The sequence below is a fragment of the Pseudomonas cichorii genome, assembly GCF_018343775.1.
In the GTDB taxonomy this organism is placed as follows: domain Bacteria; phylum Pseudomonadota; class Gammaproteobacteria; order Pseudomonadales; family Pseudomonadaceae; genus Aquipseudomonas; species Aquipseudomonas cichorii.
Window position 1 is genome coordinate 4,481,895 of sequence record NZ_CP074349.1, and the last position, 23,017, is coordinate 4,504,911.

The 23,017-nt window shown below is 58.4% G+C and carries 20 protein-coding genes; 10 read left to right on the plus strand and 10 right to left on the minus strand.

Going from position 1 to position 23,017, the window contains the following annotated elements; genetic code table 11:
• Positions 1–25: 25 nt before the first annotated feature.
• Positions 26–697 carry a DNA-3-methyladenine glycosylase I gene (locus KGD89_RS19000; RefSeq protein ID WP_025261350.1) on the plus strand — a complete coding sequence of 224 codons (672 nt, stop codon included), beginning with the start codon at positions 26–28 and terminating at the stop codon, positions 695–697.
• Positions 698–704: 7 nt separating this feature from the next.
• Here the strand turns inward: KGD89_RS19000 and ttcA are convergent, their stop codons facing one another.
• On the minus strand, positions 705–1,529 hold the full coding sequence (gene ttcA / locus KGD89_RS19005) for a tRNA 2-thiocytidine(32) synthetase TtcA (protein WP_025261351.1): 825 nt from the start codon (positions 1,527–1,529) through the stop codon (positions 705–707).
• Between the two features lie 227 nt (positions 1,530–1,756).
• Here ttcA and KGD89_RS19010 point away from each other — a divergent pair, with 227 nt between their 5' ends.
• Both KGD89_RS19010 and KGD89_RS19015 read left to right on the plus strand, forming a co-directional pair.
• The gene (locus tag KGD89_RS19010; RefSeq protein WP_025261352.1) at positions 1,757–2,356 is read left to right on the plus strand and encodes a Yip1 family protein; all 600 of its coding nucleotides are present in this window, start codon (positions 1,757–1,759) and stop codon (positions 2,354–2,356) included.
• 122 nt (positions 2,357–2,478) lie between these two features.
• The gene (locus KGD89_RS19015; protein WP_025261353.1) at positions 2,479–2,973 is read left to right on the plus strand and encodes a SprT family zinc-dependent metalloprotease; all 495 of its coding nucleotides are present in this window, start codon (positions 2,479–2,481) and stop codon (positions 2,971–2,973) included.
• Between the two features lie 71 nt (positions 2,974–3,044).
• Here KGD89_RS19015 and KGD89_RS19020 read toward each other — a convergent pair whose 3' ends face one another.
• The 4 genes from KGD89_RS19020 to KGD89_RS19035 form a co-directional block, all read right to left on the minus strand.
• Positions 3,045–4,388 (minus strand): dicarboxylate/amino acid:cation symporter, encoded by a 1,344-nt coding sequence (locus KGD89_RS19020; protein WP_025261354.1) that lies wholly within the window; start codon positions 4,386–4,388, stop codon positions 3,045–3,047.
• Between the two features lie 413 nt (positions 4,389–4,801).
• A complete protein-coding gene (locus KGD89_RS19025; RefSeq protein ID WP_025261355.1) occupies positions 4,802–6,145 on the minus strand; it encodes an ATP-binding protein in 1,344 nt (447 codons plus the stop codon).
• Positions 6,142–6,819 (minus strand): response regulator, encoded by a 678-nt coding sequence (locus KGD89_RS19030; RefSeq protein ID WP_025261356.1) that lies wholly within the window; start codon positions 6,817–6,819, stop codon positions 6,142–6,144. Before KGD89_RS19030 ends, KGD89_RS19025 begins: the two co-directional genes overlap by 4 nt.
• 10 nt (positions 6,820–6,829) lie before the next feature.
• Positions 6,830–7,180 (minus strand): hypothetical protein, encoded by a 351-nt coding sequence (locus KGD89_RS19035; protein ID WP_025261357.1) that lies wholly within the window; start codon positions 7,178–7,180, stop codon positions 6,830–6,832.
• Positions 7,181–7,352: 172 nt separating this feature from the next.
• On the opposite strand from KGD89_RS19035, the gene KGD89_RS19040 reads away from it, so the two are divergent.
• The gene (locus tag KGD89_RS19040) at positions 7,353–8,141 is read left to right on the plus strand and encodes a dienelactone hydrolase family protein (RefSeq protein ID WP_025261358.1); all 789 of its coding nucleotides are present in this window, start codon (positions 7,353–7,355) and stop codon (positions 8,139–8,141) included.
• An 80-nt stretch (positions 8,142–8,221) separates the two neighbouring features.
• Positions 8,222–8,947, plus strand: a complete 726-nt coding sequence (locus KGD89_RS19045; protein ID WP_200986042.1) for a 4'-phosphopantetheinyl transferase family protein — start codon at positions 8,222–8,224, stop codon at positions 8,945–8,947.
• A gap of 1 nt (position 8,948) precedes the next feature.
• Here the strand turns inward: KGD89_RS19045 and fhuF are convergent, their stop codons facing one another.
• From fhuF to KGD89_RS19060, 3 genes are read right to left on the minus strand one after another with little or no spacing between them, the layout of a single operon-like run.
• A complete protein-coding gene (gene fhuF, locus KGD89_RS19050) occupies positions 8,949–9,674 on the minus strand; it encodes a siderophore-iron reductase FhuF (protein ID WP_038399986.1) in 726 nt (241 codons plus the stop codon).
• Entirely contained in the window at positions 9,632–11,242 is a 1,611-nt protein-coding gene (locus KGD89_RS19055; RefSeq protein ID WP_025261361.1) for an ATP-binding protein, read from the minus strand. The genes fhuF and KGD89_RS19055 overlap by 43 nt, the downstream gene beginning before the upstream one ends.
• A gap of 3 nt (positions 11,243–11,245) precedes the next feature.
• Positions 11,246–11,983, minus strand: coding sequence for a response regulator (locus KGD89_RS19060; protein WP_025261362.1), 738 nt, complete (start codon positions 11,981–11,983; stop codon positions 11,246–11,248).
• Between the two features lie 682 nt (positions 11,984–12,665).
• Here KGD89_RS19060 and KGD89_RS19065 point away from each other — a divergent pair.
• On the plus strand, positions 12,666–15,578 hold the full coding sequence (locus tag KGD89_RS19065) for a ribonucleoside-diphosphate reductase subunit alpha (protein ID WP_025261363.1): 2,913 nt from the start codon (positions 12,666–12,668) through the stop codon (positions 15,576–15,578).
• Positions 15,579–15,811: 233 nt separating this feature from the next.
• Here the strand turns inward: KGD89_RS19065 and KGD89_RS19070 are convergent, their stop codons facing one another.
• Complete coding sequence (locus KGD89_RS19070) at positions 15,812–16,690, minus strand: LysR family transcriptional regulator (protein WP_025261364.1); 879 nt, start codon at positions 16,688–16,690, stop codon at positions 15,812–15,814.
• A gap of 99 nt (positions 16,691–16,789) precedes the next feature.
• Between KGD89_RS19070 and KGD89_RS19075 the strand changes: the two genes are divergently transcribed.
• Together KGD89_RS19075 and dctA are read left to right on the plus strand one after the other, a co-directional pair.
• Complete coding sequence (locus KGD89_RS19075) at positions 16,790–17,959, plus strand: mandelate racemase/muconate lactonizing enzyme family protein (RefSeq protein WP_025261365.1); 1,170 nt, start codon at positions 16,790–16,792, stop codon at positions 17,957–17,959.
• 95 nt (positions 17,960–18,054) lie between these two features.
• Positions 18,055–19,362, plus strand: coding sequence for a C4-dicarboxylate transporter DctA (gene dctA / locus KGD89_RS19080; protein WP_025261366.1), 1,308 nt, complete (start codon positions 18,055–18,057; stop codon positions 19,360–19,362).
• A gap of 145 nt (positions 19,363–19,507) precedes the next feature.
• On the opposite strand, the gene KGD89_RS19085 is transcribed toward dctA, so the two are convergent.
• A complete protein-coding gene (locus KGD89_RS19085; protein ID WP_025261367.1) occupies positions 19,508–20,098 on the minus strand; it encodes a TetR/AcrR family transcriptional regulator in 591 nt (196 codons plus the stop codon).
• 100 nt (positions 20,099–20,198) lie between these two features.
• Here KGD89_RS19085 and KGD89_RS19090 point away from each other — a divergent pair, with 100 nt between their 5' ends.
• Both KGD89_RS19090 and KGD89_RS19095 read left to right on the plus strand, forming a co-directional pair.
• Positions 20,199–20,957, plus strand: a complete 759-nt coding sequence (locus tag KGD89_RS19090) for an SDR family oxidoreductase (RefSeq protein WP_025261368.1) — start codon at positions 20,199–20,201, stop codon at positions 20,955–20,957.
• Positions 20,958–21,652: 695 nt separating this feature from the next.
• Complete coding sequence (locus tag KGD89_RS19095; protein ID WP_025261369.1) at positions 21,653–22,900, plus strand: ribonucleotide-diphosphate reductase subunit beta; 1,248 nt, start codon at positions 21,653–21,655, stop codon at positions 22,898–22,900.
• Positions 22,901–23,017: the final 117 nt, after the last annotated feature.

Genomic DNA, 23,017 nt, shown 5'->3' on the forward strand with positions numbered 1-23,017 from the left:
TGCCCACTTATTTAATGGAGAACCGATGCACGATTACAAATGGCTGAACGAATACTGCCTGAACCGTTTCGGCTCCGCCAAGGCTCTTGAGGCGCTGCTGCCGGTGCCGCATACGCCGAAGCAACTGATGGCTTTCGGCGATGATCGCTATCTGTCGACCATGGCCTTGCGGGTATTTCGTGCCGGCTTGAAACACAGTCTGGTGGATGCCAAGTGGCCTGCGTTCGAGGAGGTGTTCTTTGGTTTCGATCCGGAAAAGGTCGTGCTGATGGGGGCCGACCATCTGGAGCGGCTGATGCAGGACACCCGCATCATTCGTCACCTGGGCAAACTCAAGAGCGTGCCGCGCAATGCGCAACTGATTCTGGATATCGCCCAGGAACACGGCAGCTTCGCCAGTTTCATCGCCCAGTGGCCGGTCGATGACATCACCGGCCTGTGGCAATACCTGGCAAAGCACGGTAATCAGATGGGTGGGCTTTCAGCGCCGCGCTTCCTGCGCATGGTGGGCAAGGACACTTTTATCCCGAGCCAGGATGTAGTGGCTGCCCTGAACGCGCAGAACATCGTCGATAGAGTACCGACCAGCAAGCGCGATCAGGCCATCGTGCAGGATGTCTTCAATCAGTGGCATGCCCAGAGCGGGCGTCCGATGTGCCAGCTCTCGGCGATGCTGGCCTTCACCGTCAACCACTGATTGCCGGTCAGATATTCACCACATTGACAAACCGCGAAGCTGCGGTTTCGTCCATGCGCAGGCTGGTGAAGTCGAACAGGTTGCGGTCGGCCAGTTGCGACGGGTGAACGTTCTGCAAGGCGCGGAAGATGCTTTCGGTCCGGCCGGGCGTTTTGCGCTCCCACTCGATGAGCATTTCCTTGACCACCTGACGCTGCAGGTTTTCCTGGGAGCCGCACAGGTTGCAAGGAATGATCGGGAATTCCTTGAAGTCCGAATACGCCTGAATATCCTTCTCATGGCAGTAAGCCAATGGGCGGATCACCACGTTGCGACCATCGTCGGAACGCAGCTTGGGCGGCATGGCCTTGAGCGAACCGTTGAAGAACATGTTGAGAAAGAAGGTTTCGACGATGTCGTCGCGGTGATGCCCCAGCGCCATTTTGGTGGCACCGATTTCATCCGCAAAGGTGTACAAGGTGCCACGACGCAGGCGCGAGCACAGCGAGCAGGTGGTCTTGCCTTCCGGAACCAGCTCCTTGACCACCGAATAGGTGTCTTTTTCAACGATGTGGTATTCGATACCCAGGGTTGCCAGATAGGCTGGCAGCACATGTTCCGGGAAACCCGGCTGCTTCTGGTCCATGTTCACGGCAACGATCTCGAACTTGATCGGCGCGACCTTCTGCAGATGCATCAGCACGTCGAGCATGGTGTAGCTGTCCTTGCCGCCGGAGAGACAGACCATCACCTTGTCGCCATCTTCAATCATGTTGAAGTCGGTAACCGCTTCGCCGGCCAGCCGACGCAGGCGTTTCTGCAGTTTGTTCTGATTGACTGAAAGGGTGCCCATGATGCTGGTGGTATCCGCTGGTGACTTCGGGGGAAAGGGCGACCATTTTACGCACAACCTGCGGATCGTTAAACCACTGGCTTATGGAACACTGCTATTAACAGGCCATGGTAAATCGCCAAACACTCTAAGCCCGTCGCTCATGGCCAGACCATGCTTTCTATACTGCGTGATGAGGTCGCATTCAGGCTTGTGGCCTTCAATCCACAAGATGAAGGAGTCATCCTATGATCCATCACGTCTGGGGACTGTTCACGCATCCCGATCGGGAATGGAGACAGATACGTGGCGAAGAAGAAAGCATTGGCCACATGTACCTCACTCACACTCTGATCCTGGCCGCGATCCCGGCGGTTTCCGCTTATATAGGTACGACCCAGATCGGCTGGGCCATCGGTGACAGCCCGCCAGTGATGCTGACCCACGCCAGCGCGATAGGTATGACGCTCATGTCATACATTTCCATGTTGCTGGGTGTCGCGGTAATGGGTGGCTTCATTCACTGGATGGCCCGCACCTACGACGCCACACCCACCTTGGCGCAATGTGTTGCGTTTGCCACCTATACGGCCACGCCTCTGTTCATCGGCGGGCTGGCGGCGCTGTATCCCCATATGTGGCTGGGAATGCTGGTGGGGACTGCGGCCATTTGCTACACGGTTTACCTGCTCTATGTCGGGCTGCCGACTTTCATGGATATTCCCGAGGAAGAAGGCTTCATGTTTTCCAGCTCCATCCTGGCCGTAGGCCTGGTGGTGCTGGTAGCGATCATGGCCTTTACCGTGGTGCTGTGGGGCGTCGGAGTCGGCCCGGAATACACCAGTTGAATAACCGTGCGGCGGGCAGCGCGCTCATGCAGCCCGCCACGGCGACCGACCATCCGGCACTCGGGGTTGCCAGCACGCCCCCGCATTACGGCATACTTGGCGCATCTGGAGAGCCACACAGCATGCCCGAGCAACTCAATTCCCGTGTAGAAACCTGTTACCAGCAAGCCGAAGCCTTTTTCAAACGCACCTTCAAACGTCCGGTCGTCAGCCTCAAGCTGCGCGGCCAGAAAGCCGGTGTCGCCCACCTGCACGAGAACATGCTGCGCTTCAACCCGCAGCTGTATCGGGAAAACGCCGAAGATTTCCTGCGCCAGACCGTGCCCCACGAAGTCGCCCACATGATTGCCCATCAATTGTTCGGGGACCGTATCCAGCCTCATGGCGAAGAGTGGCAACTGATCATGCGCGGCGTATACGAGCTGCCGCCCAACCGCTGCCATACCTATGCCATCGAACGACGCAGCGTCACCCGCTACATCTATCGCTGCCCCTGTGCCGGCAGCGACTTCCCCTTCTCGGCCCAGCGCCACAACATGGTATCCAAAGGCCGCCGCTACCTGTGCCGCCGCTGCCGTCAGACGCTGGTTTTCAGTGGTGAAACCCGCGTGGAGTAATCCCCGCCGCACAAAAATCGCCCCCATAAAAAAACCCATCCGAAGATGGGTTTTTTGTCATTCAGCGCGTGTTACACGGTCTTGCCAGTGTTCACAGGAGCCGGGCCTTCAGCGACACCCAGGTCATCTTCATGACGGGTTTCGACGATTGCCGAACCACCGGAAGCCAGCTCAGCCTGCAGCTTGTCGTTGTCCAGCTCGCCAACCCACTTGGCAACAACCAGCGTCGCGACAGCGTTACCGACCAGGTTGGTCAGAGCGCGGGCTTCGGACATGAAGCGGTCGATACCCAGGATCAGCGCCAGACCGGCAACCGGCAGGTGGCCGACGGCCGACAGGGTTGCAGCCAGAACGATGAAGCCACTACCGGTCACGCCAGCAGCACCTTTGGAGGACAGCAGCAGCACCAGCAACAGGGTGATCTGGTGAGTGATGTCCATCTCGGTGTTGGTCGCCTGAGCGATGAACACGGCAGCCATGGTCAGGTAGATCGAGGTACCGTCCAGGTTGAAGGAGTAACCGGTCGGGATAACCAGACCAACCACCGACTTCTGTGCACCCAGACGCTCCATCTTGATCAGCATGCGTGGCAGTGCCGATTCCGAAGAGGAAGTACCCAGTACGATCAGCAGCTCTTCACGGATGTAGCGAATCACCTTGGAGATGGTGAAACCGTGCGCACGGCAGATGGCGCCCAGTACCAGCATCACGAACAGGAAGCAGGTGATGTAGAAGCAGATCATCAACTGACCGAGCTGCACCAGGGAACCCACACCGTAGGCGCCGATGGTGAAGGCCATGGCACCGAACGCACCGATAGGCGCCAGCTTCATGATCATGTTGATGATGTTGAACATCACGTGAGCGAAGCGATCGATGAAGTCCAGGACCGGACGACCGTAGGCACCCAGGCGATGCAGCGCGAAGCCGAAGATCACCGAGAACATCAGCACTTGCAGGATGTCGCCGTTGGCAAACGCGCCGACGATGGTGTTCGGAATCACGTTGAGGATAAAGCCGACGATGCTCTGGTCTTTACCGGCTGTGACGTAGGCAGCGATCTTGGAGGCATCCAGGGTGCTGACGTCGATGTTCATGCCAACACCTGGCTTGACGACGTTGACCACGACCAGACCGATGACCAGGGCCAGGGTCGAGACGATCTCGAAGTACAACAGTGCGTAGCCACCGGTCTTGCCGACCGACTTCATATTCTGCATGCCCGCGATACCGCTGACGACCGTACAGAAGATGATGGGGGCGATGACCATTTTGATCAGTTTGATGAACCCGTCACCCAGCGGCTTCAATGCCTTGCCGGTGTCAGGGTAGAAGTGACCGATCAGGATACCGATAACAATCGCTACGATTACCTGAAAGTACAGAGTTTTGTAGAAGGGCTGACGAGTCGTCATTGTTGTTATCCTCAAGGGCGCCGTCGGCATCTCACCTGATGCACGCGAGCCTATAAAGCACTAACCCTCCTGCACTGGAGGGATTTGTTGTGTCGAGTTTGCACAGGGCAGTTCTCTACGACGACAAGAAGCAAGCGGCGTGCCACTCCCGGAAAAACGCTCCATGAGCCCGACTTACAAGGCGTCGCTGTGTAAACAGTAGTAGGAAAAGGCCATGATGGTGGCGGTTTTCCGCCGATAGGGAATAAAAAAACCGAAAGGGTGGCGGGTATCCGCCTCCACCCAAATCTCGCAGGAGCGAATTCATTCGCGATGCGTCATTGACGGCGATGGATTTTCTTGGGATGTACGAGCCTTCGCGAATAAATTCGCTCTCACGGAAATAGGTGGGGTGGAAGCGAACTCAAACACCATCACGCCAGAAAATGAATCCTGAACACTGCCCCACCCAGCGGCGAGTCGCCCAGAGTCAGGCGGGCGCTGTAGCTTTCGATGATGTCCTTGACCACCGCCAGCCCGATGCCCTGCCCCGGGTTCTGGCGGTCCAGTCGCTCACCGCGCTCCAGAATGCGCGCTCGCTGGCGCAGCGGGATGCCGGGGCCATCGTCTTCGACGCACAATTCGTCACCCGTTGCAGATGACTGAAAACTGACTCTGACTTCCCCCAGACAAAGCCGGTAAGCGTTTTCCAGCAAATTGCCGAGCATTTCCAGCAACGCGCCCTCTTCCATCGGCACCTGGCAGTCCTCGGGCAGGTCCAGCGTGACCTTGACCTGCTTGTCGCGGTAAACCTTTTCCAGGGTGTTGCACAGGCTTTCGACCACCGGGCGCAGCTTCACGTGATGCCGGACCAGACCGCTCTTGCGCAGGCTGGCGCGCTGCAACTGGTAACCGATCTGCTGGCTCATGCGCTCGATCTGCGATTGCAGGACCCGCGCCTGCTCCACATCTTCAGGGCGCTTGGCGATGTTCTCGCTGACACCCTGCAACACCGCCAGCGGTGTTTTCAGACTATGGGCCAGATCATCCAGAGAATCGCGATAACGAGTGCGTTGCTCGCGCTCACTGCGCAGCAGACGGTTCAGGGAGTCGGTGAGGCGCAGCAGTTCGCTGGGATGTTCTTCACTCAGGCTGTCCCGCGCACCGGCTTCCACCTGATCCAGTTCCTGGCTCAAGCCCTTGAGCGCGCGCAGCCCCCAGGTCAGCCCAAGCCACAACAGCCCCAGCAACACCAGCAAGGCGCCGCCGAAGCCCAGATAAAGTTTTTTCCGTAAATCGGCAATGGTTTCCTGATAGTCGCGCAAGGGTTGCACGGCCACGATACTGAACGCCGCATTGCGGCCGCCCAGCAGACGGATCTCGGCGTCGTAGACGAAATACTCATCGCCATTGGCTTCCTTGATCTTGGAAAACAGACTGCCCTGCCCGTCATAGTGCGGGCGGTATTTGATGTTTTCGCCTTCAGTGCCCAGCGAACGCCAGACCAGTTGCCCCTGAAGGTTATAGATGTAGCCCAGCAAGCGACTGCCCGGCAGATTGAACTGCTCGCTGGGCAGGAGCGATGGCATCAGCAGGCGACCATCTTCGACACGCGCCGCAGAAATCATGGTCGTTACGTCCGCCGCCAGACGCTGCTCGATTGCGCCACGCAATGCCAGGCTGAATGCGCCCTGCAAGGCAGGCAGCATCAGCAGCATGAAAATCACCGCCAGGGTTGCGGCGGCCAGCATCAAACGCAGGCGCAGCGAACGAATCATGTACAGCGCTCAGTGAACAGATACCCCATGCCACGCACCGTATCGATAGGTTTGAACGCCACGGCGCCTTCCAGCTTGCGACGCAGGCGGCCGACCAGCACTTCGATCACATTCGGATCGCGCTCATCGTCGTCAGGGTACAACTGCTCCATCAGGCGCTCCTTGGGTACCACCTGCTGATGATGAAGCATCAGGTATTCGAGAATCCGGTATTCATAAGCTGTCAGTGCAAGGGGCTGTTCGGACAGCGCGGCCTGCTTGCGATTGAGGTCCAGCAGCAATGGGCCTGCGGTGATGGTGGACTGGATGAAACCGCTGGAGCGTCGCAACAAGGCATTGAGTCGCGCTTCCAGTTCCTCGAACTGGAATGGCTTGACCACATAGTCGTCCGCACCGGCAGCCAGCCCTTCGACCTTGTCCTGCCAGTTGCCACGGGCGGTGAGGATCAGAATCGGAAACGCCTTGCCCTGGGCACGCAACTGCCGAATGAGGTCCAGCCCGCCAATACCCGGCAAGCCGAGATCGATCACGGCCAGATCATGATTGAACTGGCCGACCTGATACAGCGCCTCCTCGGCATTGGCCACTGCTTCCACCACATGACCGGTTTCGGTCAAGCGGGTCCACAAGTGATGGCGCAGCAGCGCTTCATCCTCGACCACCAACAACTTCATGTAGCTCCCCCTAAGACAAATAATGAAACGACATCGCCGAATCGGTACTCGACAGCCTGGCGCTCAAGGGCAAACGCTGCGTTACATCATATCCGCCCAGCAGGACTTCCCGGCTGACAGACACACCATTGTAGGTGCCCGAGAGACTGCCATAAATAGCCGGTGAATAAAGCGTCCCCGTTGTACCGGCCAGAGAATCCTGCTGCCCCATGCCGTGACTCCAGCCGTTGGCATCATCGAGCCTTTCAGTGGTCTTGCCGAACTCGATACGTGCCGGCTCCAGTCGACCGTCACCGGCCTGTGCAGCAGCACTGCCACCCAGAAAAGCCAACGCCAGGAACAACTTGTTGATGTTCAGCATAAGGACTCCTTTTGCGTTCGGGGACGCTGTCAAAGTACGATTTCACAGTAGCCCCCGCGGCCTGAACTGTTACTGAACGCGCTCTGAACCTGCGCTGAACGGAAGTTCAGGATAAAAAGGCGGAATCGTCTAAGCTGTGCCCTTTATTCCCTCCCGCTAGAAGGAACTGAACATGCGTATGTGGATTGCGTTGATCATGGTTAGCCTGACCGGACTGGCCCAGGCGGCGATCAAGACCGAACAGATCAACTACCAGAGTGCCGACGGCACCAAACTGGTGGGCTACTACGCCTACGACGATGCCATCAAAGGCCAGCGCCCCGGCGTTCTGGTGGTTCACGAATGGTGGGGGCTGAACGACTACGCCAAGCGCCGCGCCCGTGATCTGGCAGCTCTGGGTTACAGCGCCATGGCCATCGACATGTACGGCGAAGGCAAGAACACCGAACACCCCAAAGATGCAATGGCCTTCATGCAGGCGGCACTCAAGGACAGCGACGCTGCCGACAAGCGTTTCGATGCAGGCCTTGAGCAATTGAAGAAGCAACCCCAGACCAACCCGGCCAAGATCGCTGCCATCGGCTACTGCTTCGGCGGCAAGATCGTGCTTGATGCGGCACGTCGCGGCGAACCACTGGCAGGCGTGGTGAGCTTCCATGGCGCGCTGGTCACCAACACACCGGCAAAACCGGGGATCAAGGTTCCGATGCTGGTCGAGCATGGTGCCAAGGACAGCATGGTCACGCCCGAAAACGTCGCTGCCTTCAAGAAGGAAATGGACGACGCCAAGGCCGACTACAAATTCGTCAGCATCGAAGGCGCGAAACACGGCTTCACCAACCCCGACGCCGACCGCTTGAGCCACGGCGACCATGGCGGCCCGGACATCGGCTACGACAAGGCTGCCGATCAGAGTTCGTGGGCAGACATGCAGGCGTTCTTCAAGAAAATATTTGGTTGATCAACCTTTTCGCGAATGAATTCGCTCCTACAGAACTGTGTGGGAGCGAACTCATTCGCGAAGCAAGCACAATGCCGCCCATGACTCGAATCCCGACATTCCCCACCTGTTGCTCCATCCCCACCCAACACTGGCCCCTGCCCCAGGCGGTGCCGGGGGCGGTCTTGGTCAGCAGCCATTTCGATCCGCAAAAACTGGCCGAAGGTGATTTTCAGCGTTGCGCCATCGCGCCGCCTGCCAGCATCCAACGCTCGGTCGCCAAGCGCCAGGCAGAATTCCTCGCCGGCCGGCTCTGTGCCCGGGAAGCCCTGTACCGACTCGACGAGCGTCTGTACGTCCCCGCCATTGGCGAAGATCGTGCGCCGATCTGGCCCGGCGATATCAGCGGCTCCATCACCCACAGCACCGGCTGGGCAGCCGCCATCGTTGCTTCCAGGCAGCAATGGCGAGGGTTGGGGCTGGATACCGAAAACCTGTTGAGCACCGATCGCGCCTCACGGCTGGCCGGGGAAATCCTCACCGCCGATGAACTGGCTGCCATGGCCGCAGGCCCGGAAGAAGACATCGCGCTAAGGGTCACCCTGACCTTCTCGATCAAGGAAGCGCTGTTCAAGGCCCTCTACCCTATCGTGCAAAAGCGCTTCTACTTTGAAGACGCGCAACTACTGGAATGGTCAGCCGATGGCAGCGTGCGCCTGCGCCTGTTGATGGACCTGTCCAGCGAATGGCACAGCGGCAAGGAACTGGAAGGCCAGTTCAGCCTGCACGATCAACACTTGTTGAGCCTGGTGAGCATCGCCGCCTGAATCAGCCCGGCAACGGACAATGCTCGCAGCGCCCGACCCATTCCACCTGATAACTCAGGCAGCAGGTGCGGCGCTGACGACGCTGGCCGACATGAGTGACAGCCTGAAACAACGGATTGCGTCTGCCGTCCGGGCGCACTTGCACAGCCAGCAAGGCCTGCCCGGCCTCCAGCGACGCCTCGCTGCACTCACCCAGTTGCACCAGACAACGCTCCAGATAATCCCCGGCACTGCACCACAACACGCTGCTGGCAAGGCCGCCATAAATGCTCAGTGCGTCAATGAACGGTTGCAGGTTATCGTCCAGCAGACCGGCGAAACGCTCGAAGGGATCGACCGGTAACACTTGATAAGCAGCGCCCTCGCCCAACAATTTCAACCCTGTCGGTACGCCCCGCTCATCCAGAGCCAACGCTACCTGCTCCAGATGCAAGGGCCAGTGCCAGCGATAAACAAGACTGCCCACCACCTGCGGCGCAATCACCTGCATGAAGTAATACTTGGCCCATTGCGACACCAGCACCGGCAAATGATCGGCCATCAATTGCGGCCCATAAAGCCCGGTCAGCAGCGCATCCAGGGATTCTTTCTGCAGCAGATCCGGCAACGTTCTTACCGGCCCGGGATGATCCACCGCCAGCAACGTCTGCCCGAATCGCTCCAGGGGGCCGGCGAACAATTCACTCATCGCGGTTCCTGAGTGCGCGGCCACACCAGAGTGAAACAGGCGCCGCCCAGGCTGGAGCTGCGATCAATGGAGGCTCGACCTTCGTGCCAGTTGATGATCCGCCGCACGATGGACAACCCCAGCCCGTGCCCGCCGGACGCCCGGGTGCGGCTGTCGTCCAGACGCATGAACGGTGTGAAGATCTGCTCCCAGGCACTTTCCGGCACACCGGGGCCATCGTCTTCCACATCGAGACGACAACAACCCGGTTCCAATCGATAGCTGATGCTGACCTGGGATTCGGCATGGCGCATGGCGTTGCTCACAAGATTCTGCACGGCACGGTGCAAGTAGCGCGGCTCGGCATCGACCCAGGCCGATTCGCCGTCACCGATAATCACGCACTCCCCACGCCCCACCCGGACATTGGCGCGCAAGGGCGCCAGCTCGGCAATCACCTGATTGATCAGCAGATCCAGATCGATACGCTGGAAGTTCAGGGTCGGCGCACCCTGCTCCAGTCGTGCATAGGTCAGCATCTCGTCCACCAGCTTGTCGAGGTCCTGGATGTCGCTGTCCATGCCGGTCATGTATTTGTTGCGTGCTTCGGGGGTCGTGGCGTCGCGGATCATCTCCAGGCCGAAACGCAGGCGCGATACCGGGGTGCGCAGTTCATGGGACACCGCACGCACCAGTTCCCGCTGGATCATCAGCGAACGCTGCAAGTGCTCGGCCATGCTGTTGAAAGCAATCGCCAGACGCCCGATGGAATCGGAGCCCTCGGTCGGCACCCGGGTTTGCAGGCTGCCTTTGGCGATCAGGGTAGCGGCGGCTTCCAGCGCCTGAACCCGTCGTTCAAGAGGCCGCACCAACAGGTAAACCACCACGCCGATAAAGCACAGCCCCAACAGCGCAATCAGCACCAGCAGTTGCGGCGGATAAGGATTCATCTGGTACAGCGGGCCGATTTCCAGCACCCAGTTGGTGTCGACGATCCCGGACAGTACACGGATGGAATCCCCGCCCTTGCCCAGCGCCATGACCGTGTCGCCTTCATAGACACGTCGCCGCTGATCGTCATCCAGATCAGCCTGATCCAGGGCAAGGAGTTTCAGGTCGAAACCGAAGCCCTTGCTCACCTGCAAGGCTTGCAGCCGGGCCGGTTGCTCATCCACCGGCAGGCGTACCAGTTCGTCGATCAATAAATAGATGGTCGCCCGCGCCAGTTGCTCGGTGATCTGCTGCACCTCGCCGGTCAGCAAAAGATGCTCGTTGTCACTGAGCTGACGATAGACTCTGGCCGCATGGGGGCCGATCTGCTCGACCACAACCTGCCCACGCTGCAAGCGACTGCGGGCGCTACTGTCCAGGTTCGCCTGCTCGACGCTCTGCAAGCTCAGCGGAATGCCCAGCAAGCGCTCCCATACCGCCAGCGCACGACGACGCTCGATGTCGTTCAGGGGGATCAGGTTATCGGCCATCACCGTAAAAGTACCGTGGGCCAGACGCTCGCGGTATTGCCCGCTGCGCTCCTGATTGAGCAGGTGCAGCGCCAGCACACCCAGCAGGGCCACCAGCACCAGCACGCCCAGCATGCCGCCATAGATGCGCAGGAAAATGGAGTTCATGGGTCAGCCGCTGAAGACAAAACTGTTCATGTCCTGCGCCGCTTCGGGCACGAACAGATAGCCCTTGCTGCGCACCGTCTTGATCAGGCGCGGGTGAATCGGGTCGTCACCAATGCGCGGGCGGATGCGGGAGATGCGCACATCGATGGAACGGTCCTGGCCGTCATAACCGACGCCACGCAAGGCCGTGAAGATTTCTTCCCGCGACAGGGTCCGCCCGGCATTGGCCACCAGCAGCCACAGCAGATCGAACTCGGCACCGGTCAACTCGATGCTCTGGCCCCGAAGCCAGGCCTCGCGCAAAGCGTTGTCCACCACCAGCGGGCCGAACACCAGACGGCGCAATTCGGCGGCCGGCACTTGCGGTGCTTCGCTGCGGCGCAGCAAGGCGTGAATACGCGCCAGCAACACCCTGGGATGAACCGGCTTGCAGACAAAATCGTCAGCGCCGGTGTCCAGGCCCTGGATCTGGTCGGAGTCGTCGGTACGTGCGGTGAGCATCAGGATCGGCCCCTCATAACGATCACGGACCTTGCGGCAGATGCTCAGGCCGTCTTCGCCGGGAAGCATCAGGTCGAGAATCACCAGATCAGGCTGCTCGTCGATAATGCGCGCTGCCGCCAGAGCGCCATTGCCCTCGATGGTGACGCTCAGGCCGTTACTCTGCAGATAATCGCAGGTCAGTTCGGCCAGTCGCTGGTCATCTTCGACGATCAGCACCTGCCAGTTTTCTTGCTCCACAAGCGGCCTCCTGATTGTTGTTATGCAAGGCGTTTTCATCACATCGTTGCGAGCGATTGTAGCAAGCGCGGGAACAAGCACACGACATGCCAAGGCGGCCTTGCATGATATGTTTTTTGTGATAGGGTTCGCGCCCGCAAAAATCCGCTTCGAGTCGCACATCAATGTAAAAAACGATGACAAACGGTCCGGCTCAGTAGTTATGCGGCCTACACGCGATATGGGCGATTCATACACAAACTACGCACAAGCTTATCCACAGGCTGTGCGTTGCAATTGATACCGCAAACGCATTATCTTGTAGCCCGATCCGAATCGACACCCTACATGTAGGGTTTTGTGGAGAAACACCAGCACGACTCAATCGAGAAATTCAAGCATTTTTCTTGAGCCTGCAAGGTTGAACTTTAAGACGTGTTCAATAGCCCAACCGACCGCGCCAGCCTCTGGCAAGCCGGTACACGTTTTGCAACATCAAACCAGCAATCTTCATCAGATTTTCAAGGGAGCGGAGCTATTGAACCGCTCCCCTTTCGACTTCAAAGCCCGGAAGTGCTGATCAGGCACTCCCAGCTCCGTTTTGAAGTCCTTTGCAGTCGCCCTATTTGGCGGCTGAATGCCTCAAGACGGATCGGTGGGTGGCCTGGCTGCCCGAACAAACTTAAAGAACGTGGAGACACCCATGCAAACAGACACAACTCGCGAGAACTCGCCGACCAATGCGCCGCAATCGGGCCAGGGCCAACAGGACCTGTCTGCGACCGCACCGGGTCAACTGCGCGTGATCAAGCGTAACGGCACTGTTGTTGCGTACACCGATGACAAGATCACCGTCGCTATCACCAAAGCGTTTCTTGCAGTTGAGGGCGGCAACGCTGCCGCCTCGTCGCGCATCCACGACACCGTTGCACGTCTGACCGAGCAGGTCACCGCGACCTTCAAGCGTCGCATGCCGTCGGGCGGCACCATCCACATCGAAGAAATCCAGGATCAGGTCGAACTGGCCCTGATGCGTGCCGGCGAGCAGAAAGTCGCTCGCGACTACGTCATCTATCGTGACTCCCGCGCCAAGGAACGTGCTGGCCGCGCTCCAGAAAGCGAAGTCCAGGCACACCCTTCGATCCGCATCACTCGCGCCGACGGCAGCCTGACGCCTCTGGACATGGGTCGTCTGAACACCATCGTCACCGAAGCCTGCGAAGGCCTGGCTGAAGTCGACGCCGGCCTGATCCAGACCGAAACCCTGAAAAACCTGTACGACGGCGTTGCCCTCAAAGACGTCAACACCGCACTGGTCATGACTGCCCGTACCCTGGTCGAGCGCGAGCCGAACTACTCGTTCGTTACCGCCCGCCTGCTGATGGACACCCTGCGCGCCGAAGCCCTGAGCTTCCTGGAAGTCGCCGACAGCGCCACTCACCACGAAATGGCCGACCTGTACGCCAAGGCCCTGCCTGCCTACATCGCCACCGGTATCCAGTACGAACTGCTCAACCCTGTGCTGGCCGACTTCGACCTGGTAAAACTGGGCAAGGCCATCAACCACGAGCGCGATCAGCAGTTCACCTACCTGGGCCTGCAGACCCTGTACGACCGTTACTTCATCCACAAGGATGGCGTGCGTTTCGAACTGCCGCAGATCTTCTTCATGCGCGTGGCCATGGGCCTGGCGATCGAAGAGAAAGCGAAAGAAGATCGCGCCATCGAGTTCTACAACCTGCTGTCGTCCTTCGACTACATGTCGTCGACCCCGACACTGTTCAACGCCGGTACCCTGCGTCCACAACTGTCCAGCTGCTACCTGACCACCGTGCCGGATGACCTGTCGGGCATCTACCACGCGATCCACGACAACGCCATGTTGTCCAAATTCGCAGGCGGCCTGGGCAACGACTGGACGCCGGTCCGTGCGCTGGGCTCTTACATCAAGGGCACCAACGGCAAGTCCCAGGGCGTCGTGCCTTTCCTGAAAGTGGTCAACGACACCGCCGTTGCGGTCAACCAGGGCGGCAAGCGCAAAGGCGCTGTCTGTGCCTACCTGGAAACCTGGCACATGGACATTGAAGAGTTCATCGAGCTGCGCAAGAACACCGGCGATGACCGTCGTCGTACCCACGACATGAACACCGCCAACTGGATCCCTGACCTGTTCATGAAGCGCGTCTTCGACGACGGCAAGTGGACCCTGTTCTCGCCATCGGAAGTGCCGGACCTGCACGACCTGACCGGCAAGGCCTTCGAAGAGCGTTACGAGTACTACGAAGCCCTGACCGAATACCCGGGCAAGGTCAAACTGTTCAAGACCATCCAGGCCAAGGATCTGTGGCGCAAGATGCTCTCGATGCTGTTCGAGACCGGCCACCCGTGGCTGACCTTCAAGGACCCGTGCAACCTGCGCAGCCCGCAGCAGCACGTGGGCGTGGTCCACAGCTCGAACCTGTGCACCGAGATCACCCTGAACACCAACAAGGACGAGATCGCGGTCTGCAACCTGGGCTCGATCAACCTGCCGAACCACATCGTCAACGGCAAGCTGGACACCGACAAGCTCAAGCGCACTGTCGACGTCGCGGTTCGCATGCTCGACAACGTGATCGACATCAACTACTACTCGGTACCGCAGGCCAAGAACTCCAACCTGCGCCACCGTCCGGTCGGCCTGGGTATCATGGGCTTCCAGGACGCGCTGTACCTGCAGCACATCCCGTACGGTTCCGATGCGGCTGTGCAGTTTGCCGACACGTCCATGGAAGCGGTCAGCTACTACGCCATCCAGGCTTCCTGTGACCTGGCGGACGAGCGCGGTGCCTACGAGACGTTCCAGGGTTCGCTGTGGTCCAAAGGCATCCTGCCGCTGGATTCGCAACAGATCCTGATCGAAGCCCGTGGCCAGAAGTACATTGATGTCGACCTGAAGGAAACCCTGGACTGGGCACCGGTACGTGCCCGCGTTCAGAAAGGTATCCGTAACTCGAACATCATGGCCATCGCACCGACCGCGACCATCGCCAACATCACCGGCGTATCGCAGTCGATCGAACCGACCTACCAGAACCTGTACGTGAAATCGAACCTGTCGGGCGAATTCACCGTGATCAACCCGTACCTGGTTCGCGACCTCAAGGCTCGTGATCTGTGGGACTCGGTCATGATCAACGACCTGAAGTACTACGACGGTTCCGTACAACAGATCGAGCGCATTCCGCAGGAGCTCAAAGAGCTTTACGCCACCGCGTTCGAAGTGGAAACCAAGTGGATCGTCGACGCCGCAAGCCGCCGTCAGAAGTGGATCGACCAGGCTCAGTCCCTGAACCTGTACATCGCGGGCGCTTCGGGCAAGAAACTGGACGTGACCTACCGCATGGCCTGGTACCGTGGTCTGAAAACCACCTACTACCTCCGTGCCCTGGCTGCGACCAGCACCGAGAAGTCGACCATCAACACAGGCAAGCTCAACGCAGTATCGAGCGGCGGCCACGGCCCGGACGACTCCGCGATCACCGCGCCGCGTCCAGCCGAAGCAGCCCCCGCCGGCCCGGCACCCGTGCCAAAGGCCTGCGCCATCGACGAGCCGGATTGCGAAGCTTGTCAGTAACACTCAGGTAACAAAGCCCTGAAATACCATCAACCCTCTGCTCATGCAGGGGGTTTTTGGTTTATGGCCGTCTGGAAAACGCGATCAGTCAGGGTCATCAATCACGTTGTGGGAGGCAGCTTGCTGGCGACGCTTCAGTGTACAGACGCAGAGTTTCTGTCGGTTCACAGGCCCTTTCGCCAGCAAGCTGCCTCCCACACGTTTTGTTTAGACCTTAAGTGATCGGTGTTAAATCAGTTGCTGCCGATCCGCGTCCAGAACTCTTCGGCAGATTGGCTGAGTGGCGCTGCCGGTCGGGTCAGATGAATTTCCAGAGGTATATCCCAGCTTTCGTCGAGGGCTCTGACCAGACGCCCATCGAGTATTTCCTGCTCGGTGAGGCTCTTGGGCAACCACGCCACGCCTTTGCTTTCCAGGGCCATGGACATCAGCACCGCTGCAAGGTGGGTGCTGAAAAGCGGTTTGAGGTGCAGGTAGTCTTCCTTGCCACGCAGGCGGTGAGCGACGATACGCCCCAGGCCAGACTCATGGGTGTAAGCGAGGTAAGGCAACGCCGCGGGAGACGTACCGAAGTGGGCAGAAGCGCTCGCCAGCGGCACAAGAACGTCCTCACCCACCTTCTTGCCGATGAACTGATCAGGTGCCAGCAAAGGCGGTACATCGGGGTGGCGGTGACAGAGCAGAAACTGAACCTGCCCATGTATCAGCATCTGTTCACAAACAGCCATGCTGTCGGAGTGCAGTTGCACCGACTCGATGGGGGCACCGTTTTCCGAGCTGCGAAGCCACTTGGGGAAAAATGTAAACGACAGGGAGTGAGTGGCCGCGAATTGCAGGGACCTGGCGGCCATGCCCGCGACCTCTTGAGCCTCGTTGCGTATCCGGTACAAACGTCTGGCAGCCTCCTGGGCAGCGGGCAGGATTTGCCTCCCCGCATCGGTCAGGATTGCTCCCTGAGGTGTACGCACAAACAACTCAACTCCCATCCAGTTTTCCAATGAACGAACTCTGCGGCTGAAGGCCGGCTGAGTGACATGGCGTGCTTCAGCGGCACGGACAAAGCTGCCGTACTCCGCAAGCGCTGAAAAGTCTTCGAGCCAGACGAGTTCCAAGGGCAATGCCTCCTGTGCATAGGGCGCGGCATTAATAGCATTGGGCGGGGGTCATCGCAAAGCATAACGTGGGGTCATCAACAACAAGAGGAACCCGCCATGCGTATCGTGGACATTCGTGAAAAAACTGTCTCTATCGCCTCCCCTATTGCCAACGCCTACATCGACTTCTCGAAAATGACCTGCTCGGTGGTCGCCGTCATCACGGATGTGATCCGCGATGGCAAGCCTGTCATTGGTTACGGTTTCAACTCCAATGGCCGTTATGGCCAGGGCGCCCTGATGCGCGACCGGTTCCTGGCGCGTATCACGGAAGCCGACCCAGACACCCTCATCGACCATGAAAACAACAACCTGGACCCGTTCGCCATCTGGAAAACCCTGATGACCAACGAAAAGCCAGGCGGTCACGGCGAGCGCTCGGTCGCCGTGGGCACCATCGACATGGCGGTATGGGATGCCGTCGCCAAGATTGAAGGCAAACCGCTGTATCGCCTCCTGGCCGACCGCTACCGTAACGGCGTGGCCGATGACAAGGTCTGGGTCTATGCAGCGGGCGGCTACTACTATCCCGGCAAAGACCAGACCAAGCTCAAGGCAGAAATGCAGAGTTATCTGGATCGTGGCTACGACGTCGTCAAGATGAAGATTGGTGCAGTGCCACTGGACGAAGATATCCGCCGTATCGAAGCGGTGCTTGAAGTGGTGGGGGACGGTCGTCGACTGGCGGTCGATGCCAATGGCCGCTTCGATCTGCAGACCGGTATTGCGTACGCCGAAGCCATCAAGAAGTACAACCTCTTCTGGTACGAAGAGATTGGCGATCCGCTGGACTACGCACTGCAGGCCGAGCTTGCCAATCACTACGAACTGCCCATGGCGACGGGGGAAAACCTCTTCTCCCACCAGGATGCCCGCAACCTTCTGCGCCACGGCGGCATGCGCCCGGATCGCGATTACCTCCAGTTCGACTGCGCCCTGTCGTACGGGCTGGTGGAATACATGCGTACCCTGAAAGTGATGGAAGACATGGGATGGTCGTCGCGCCGCGTGGTGCCCCACGGTGGTCACCAGATGTCCCTGAACATCGCAGCGGGCCTTCACCTGGGCGGTAACGAATCGTATCCGGACGTGTTCCAGCCTTTCGGCGGCTTCGCTGACGGAATCCGCGTGGAAAACAGCTTTGTAGGCCTGCCGGATATTCCAGGTGTCGGCTTCGAGGCGAAGTCCGCCTTGTATGCCGTCATGCGCGAGCTGGGCGAAGGCTGATCCCTCTTGATCTGCGGCCCCTGTCGAAGAGGCCGCGGATCAATCTCCCGACCTCAAGCCACACGCCCATCACAACAATAAAATGAGGTGCTTCCGTGGAAATTTCCAAGTCCCGCTGGTACAGCCAGCTGTATGTGCAGGTGCTGATCGGCATCGTGATCGGTGCCGCAATCGGTTACTTCGTGCCCGATATCGGAGCCAAGCTCCAACCCTTCGCCGATGGTTTCATCAAGCTGATCAAGATGCTGTTGGCGCCCATCATTTTCGGTACGGTCGTCGTGGGTATCGCAAAGATGGGCAGCATCAAGGAAGTCGGACGCATTGGCGTGAAAGCTCTGATCTACTTCGAGATTCTTTCGACCATTGCCCTTGTTCTCGGCCTTGTTGTAGTCAACATCGTGAAACCTGGCGTCGGAATGAACATCAACGCCAACGCGCTGGATGGAAGTGCGATCAGCAAGTACAGCCAGGCGGCAAGCGAGCAAGGCGGCACCATTGAGTTCTTCCTCAACATCATCCCCCATACCTTCCTGGGCGCATTCTCCAACGGGGTCATGCTTCAGGTCATTCTGCTCTCGGTCCTGATGGGGGTAGCTTTGGTTCAAATGGGCGAAACCAGCAAGCCGCTGATCAACACCATTGATCTGTTCCTGCAAGGCCTGTTCAGGATCGTTGCAATGGTCATGCGCCTGGCTCCGCTCGGTGCCGGTGCCGGCATGGCGTTCACCATTGGCAAGTACGGGATTGGTACCCTGCTTTCACTGGGCCAGTTGCTGGTCGCGCTCTACATCACGACCCTGATTTTCATCGTGGTCATACTGGGTGCGGTTGCACGGTGGTCGGGCATGCCCCTCATGCAGTTTCTGCGTTATTTCAAGGATGAAATCCTCATCACCCTCGGAACCTGCTCCACTGAAGCCGTGCTGCCGCGAATGATGGTGAAACTTGAAAAGCTCGGCTGCAAGAAATCCGTGGTGGGGATGGTGCTGCCAACGGGGTACACCTTCAATGCCGACGGCACCTGCATCTATCTCACCATGGCCGCCATCTTCATCGCCCAGGCGACCAACACGCCCCTGACCTTCATGGATCAGATGATTCTGCTGGGGGTATTCCTGCTGACCTCAAAAGGCTCGGCCGGCGTGGCGGGTGCGGGCTTCGTGACACTGGCGGCAACGCTCACCACCATCCACTCCATTCCTCTGGTAGGCCTGGTCTTGCTCCTGGGCATTGACCGGTTCCTCAACGAAGCCCGAGCCGTGACCAACCTGATCGGCAATGGCATCGGCACCCTCGCCATTGCCAAGTGGGACAACTCGTTCGACATCGAGGCCTGCGAACGTGAAATCGCCGCCATGAAGGATGAAAAGGCAGCCAGAAAGGCATTACTGACGCAAAAGTAATCGGCAAGGCACACACAACGTGTAGGAGGCAGCTTGCTGGCGAAAAAGACTTCAAAACCGACAGATATTCTGTGTCTGTACTGAAGTCGCCAGCAAGCTGCCTCCCACACAGTGACTTATGACCTTAACTGATCGGCATTAAAGGCTACGCATCGTCCTTTTTCAGGCTTTGAGGGCTGCCGGCGCATAGACCATCCATCACCAGATTCATCAATCTGGCCAGGCGTGGGCGCCATTCGCTCTGGGAATCTATCTGCCATATGCCGGCAATGGCCAGGAAGAAGTCGTCATTGGTCACCCCGCAACGAATCGTTCCGGCCTTTTCATTCGCCTTCAAAAGCAATTCGGCTGCTGACTGGATTGGCGCGTACCCCGACTTCCCCGGAAATTCATATGCAGAGGCGGCCTGTCGTATCGCGGTCGCAAGCCCGGCCTTTGTCATTGCGTATTCAGCGAGGCAGCCCATCCATTCCCGCAGGGCCTCCTCAGGTTTTTTTGTCGCGAGCAGCTGTTCTGCCAACGCGGCCACCTGCTGCATTTCGAATTGATAGACCTCGAATACCAGGCTCTCCCTGGTCGCGAAATGACGATAGAACGTGCCCTGCCCTACCCCGGCCTTTTTCGCAATCGCGCTCAGCGCAACTGCAGGATCGAGTGTCAGCTCGACCACCGCGACCTCCAGGATCCGCTCCCGGTTTTTCCGGGCGTCAGAACGCATCACCAATTCGTCACTCATGAACAAAGTTTTTCCTTCATCGCCTTGCAAAGCGGACAGCTGTCCGATAGCTTCCACAAGTGGACAATCGTCCGAATAAACACCATCACTGGATTTTACTATGAACAGCACTGGCAATACGATTCTGGTCACCGGCAGCACCTCAGGCATAGGCCTCGGCCTGGCGCTCGGGCTTCACAAGGCGGGCAACACCGTCATCATCGCGGGACGTCGCAAAGCGCTGCTCGACAAGATCGTATCGGAACATCCGGGCATCGAATCCGTAGTGCTGGACGTCTGCGATCCGCAGTCCATTCAGCGCACCAGCGAAGCGCTTGCGATCAGTCACCCGAACCTCAACGTCCTCATAAACAACGCTGGCATCATGCACTGGGAGGATCTGACCGCCCCGCAAGACCTGAGCACTGCCGAAGACATCGTGACGACAAACCTGCTGGGCACGATCCGCATGGTGTACGCATTCATCCCTCAACTGATCAAACAGCCCAAGGCAACGATCATCAATGTCAGTTCGGCTCTGGCATTCGTCCCGCTGCCTGCCACACCGACCTACAGCGCAACCAAAGCGGCCGTTCATTCGTTCACTCAAAGCCTGCGGGTTCAACTGGAAAGCTCGTCGGTCGAAGTGATTGAGCTTGCGCCGCCGGGTGTGCGCACCACGTTACTCGGCCAGGAAAACGACGAACACGCCATGCCCCTGGACGAGTTTCTGAATGAAATATTCGACCTGCTCAAGGTCACTCCGACCCCGAGCGAACTGGTCGTCGAGCGCGCCAAGCCGTTACGGTTTGCGGAAGCAAGCGGCTCACATGCTGATGTACTGAAAATGCTTTCGGGATACAAACCACCGGCAGAATGATACTGACCCGCACCTGATGCCATCGGTGGTCGGGCGACATCGCCTTGATGTAAACCGATGGCACTCACTACTCTGACTACTGGCCATTCGTCGATTTACCGACAGCAAAACCGCCAGCATTCAAGCGCATGAAATTTTCGCACTCCTCTGAGAGCCGCTGTCTACGGGCAGGTGCAACTCTTGACCCAGGTCATGCTCTAAACAAACGCTCGGAAAAGGTGGCCAATGAGCCATTGCCGGAAAAGCCGAGGCACTATATCCTGCGTTTCCAATTGTAAAAAACACTACATAAGGGATTTACGCTTCGTTTGTCGCCCATTTTCGGTGCAGTGAAAATGAACGTGCAAACCTGAAAAAAAGCGCGAAATCACACAGCAAATTCAATGACGGATGAACAAGCTGCGGAGAAAAATCTGTATACTCCCGCGCTTGCTCCAGGGCACTCAAATGACCATTTGCAAATGCAAAGCTGGCTCACCTGAAAGCAACCCCGAAAACCCGTATTGCTCGCGTGTGAGCCGACCTCACAAGCGCACTGAACGACCGACAATTTCATAGATCGGCGATCACTAAAGACTCCGAGTAAACCTCGAACATTCACTGCCAGCGTGCACCTGTCGCAACGCTGGCGATCCACACTTGAAAATCCAACCGCGGTTGCCGCAGGCACCCTCACGCACAGGAGCTTTACCACCATGCTGAGCTGGGACGAATTCGACAAAGACGAAGGCGAAGTAGCCTCCAAACCCAACCAGGCTGCACAGGCTCACGAAGCCACGATGGATCGCCTGGACAGCGCCGGTGGCGCTGCCGCACTGGAAGCCCGCGCAATTACCGCCAGCGACTCTGCCGCCCTGATCCGCGCCAAGAAAGCACTGGATGCTCTGGACGTTGCCGAAGGTCTGGCTGAACTGGAAGGTGCTTCGGCCCGTGTCGCTGTCGATGAAAAGCGCATGATCAACTGCCGCGCCGACCTCAACCAGCTCGTGCCTTTCAAATATGACTGGGCCTGGCAGAAGTACCTGGACGGTTGCGCAAACCACTGGATGCCGCAAGAAGTCAACATGACCGCCGACATCGCCCTCTGGAAAAACCCGGAAGGCCTGACCGACGACGAGCGCCGCATCGTGATGCGCAACCTGGGCTTCTTCTCCACCGCCGACTCGCTGGTTGCCAACAACCTCGTGCTGGCCGTGTACCGCCTGATCACCAACCCCGAGTGCCGCCAGTACATCCTGCGCCAGGCCTTCGAGGAAGCGATCCACACCCACGCTTACCAGTACTGCATCGAATCGCTGGCCATGGATGAAGGCGAGATCTTCAACATGTACCACGAGATTCCATCGGTCGCCAAAAAGGCAGCCTGGGGCCTGAAATACACCCGCTCGATCTCCGATCCGAAGTTCGAGACCGGCACCGTCGAAACCGACAAGGAACTGCTGCGTAACCTGATCGCCTACTACTGCGTTCTGGAAGGCATCTTCTTCTATTGCGGCTTCACCCAGATCCTCTCCATGGGTCGCCGCAACAAGATGACCGGCGTTGCCGAGCAGTTCCAGTACATCCTGCGCGACGAATCCATGCACCTGAACTTCGGTATCGACGTGATCAACCAGATCAAGATCGAAAACCCGCACCTGTGGGATGCCGAGATGAAGGAAGAAGCCACGCAGATGATCCTGCAAGGCACCCAGCTGGAAATCGAATATGCCCGCGACACCATGCCTCGCGGCGTACTGGGCATGAACGCTGCGATGATGGAGGACTACCTCAAATTCATCGCCAACCGTCGCCTGTCGCAGATCGGCCTGAAAGAAGAATACCCGGGCACCAACAACCCGTTCCCATGGATGAGCGAAATCATGGACTTGAAGAAAGAGAAAAACTTCTTCGAGACTCGGGTTATCGAGTATCAGACTGGCGGTGCGTTGAGCTGGGATTGATTGGTTCTTCTTCTCCCCCCTCTTCGCGAATGAATTCGCTCCCACGGTGCACAGTGAATGTGTGTGGGAGCGAATTCATTCGCGAAAGCCCAGGAACATCCATCACCCGCGGATAAA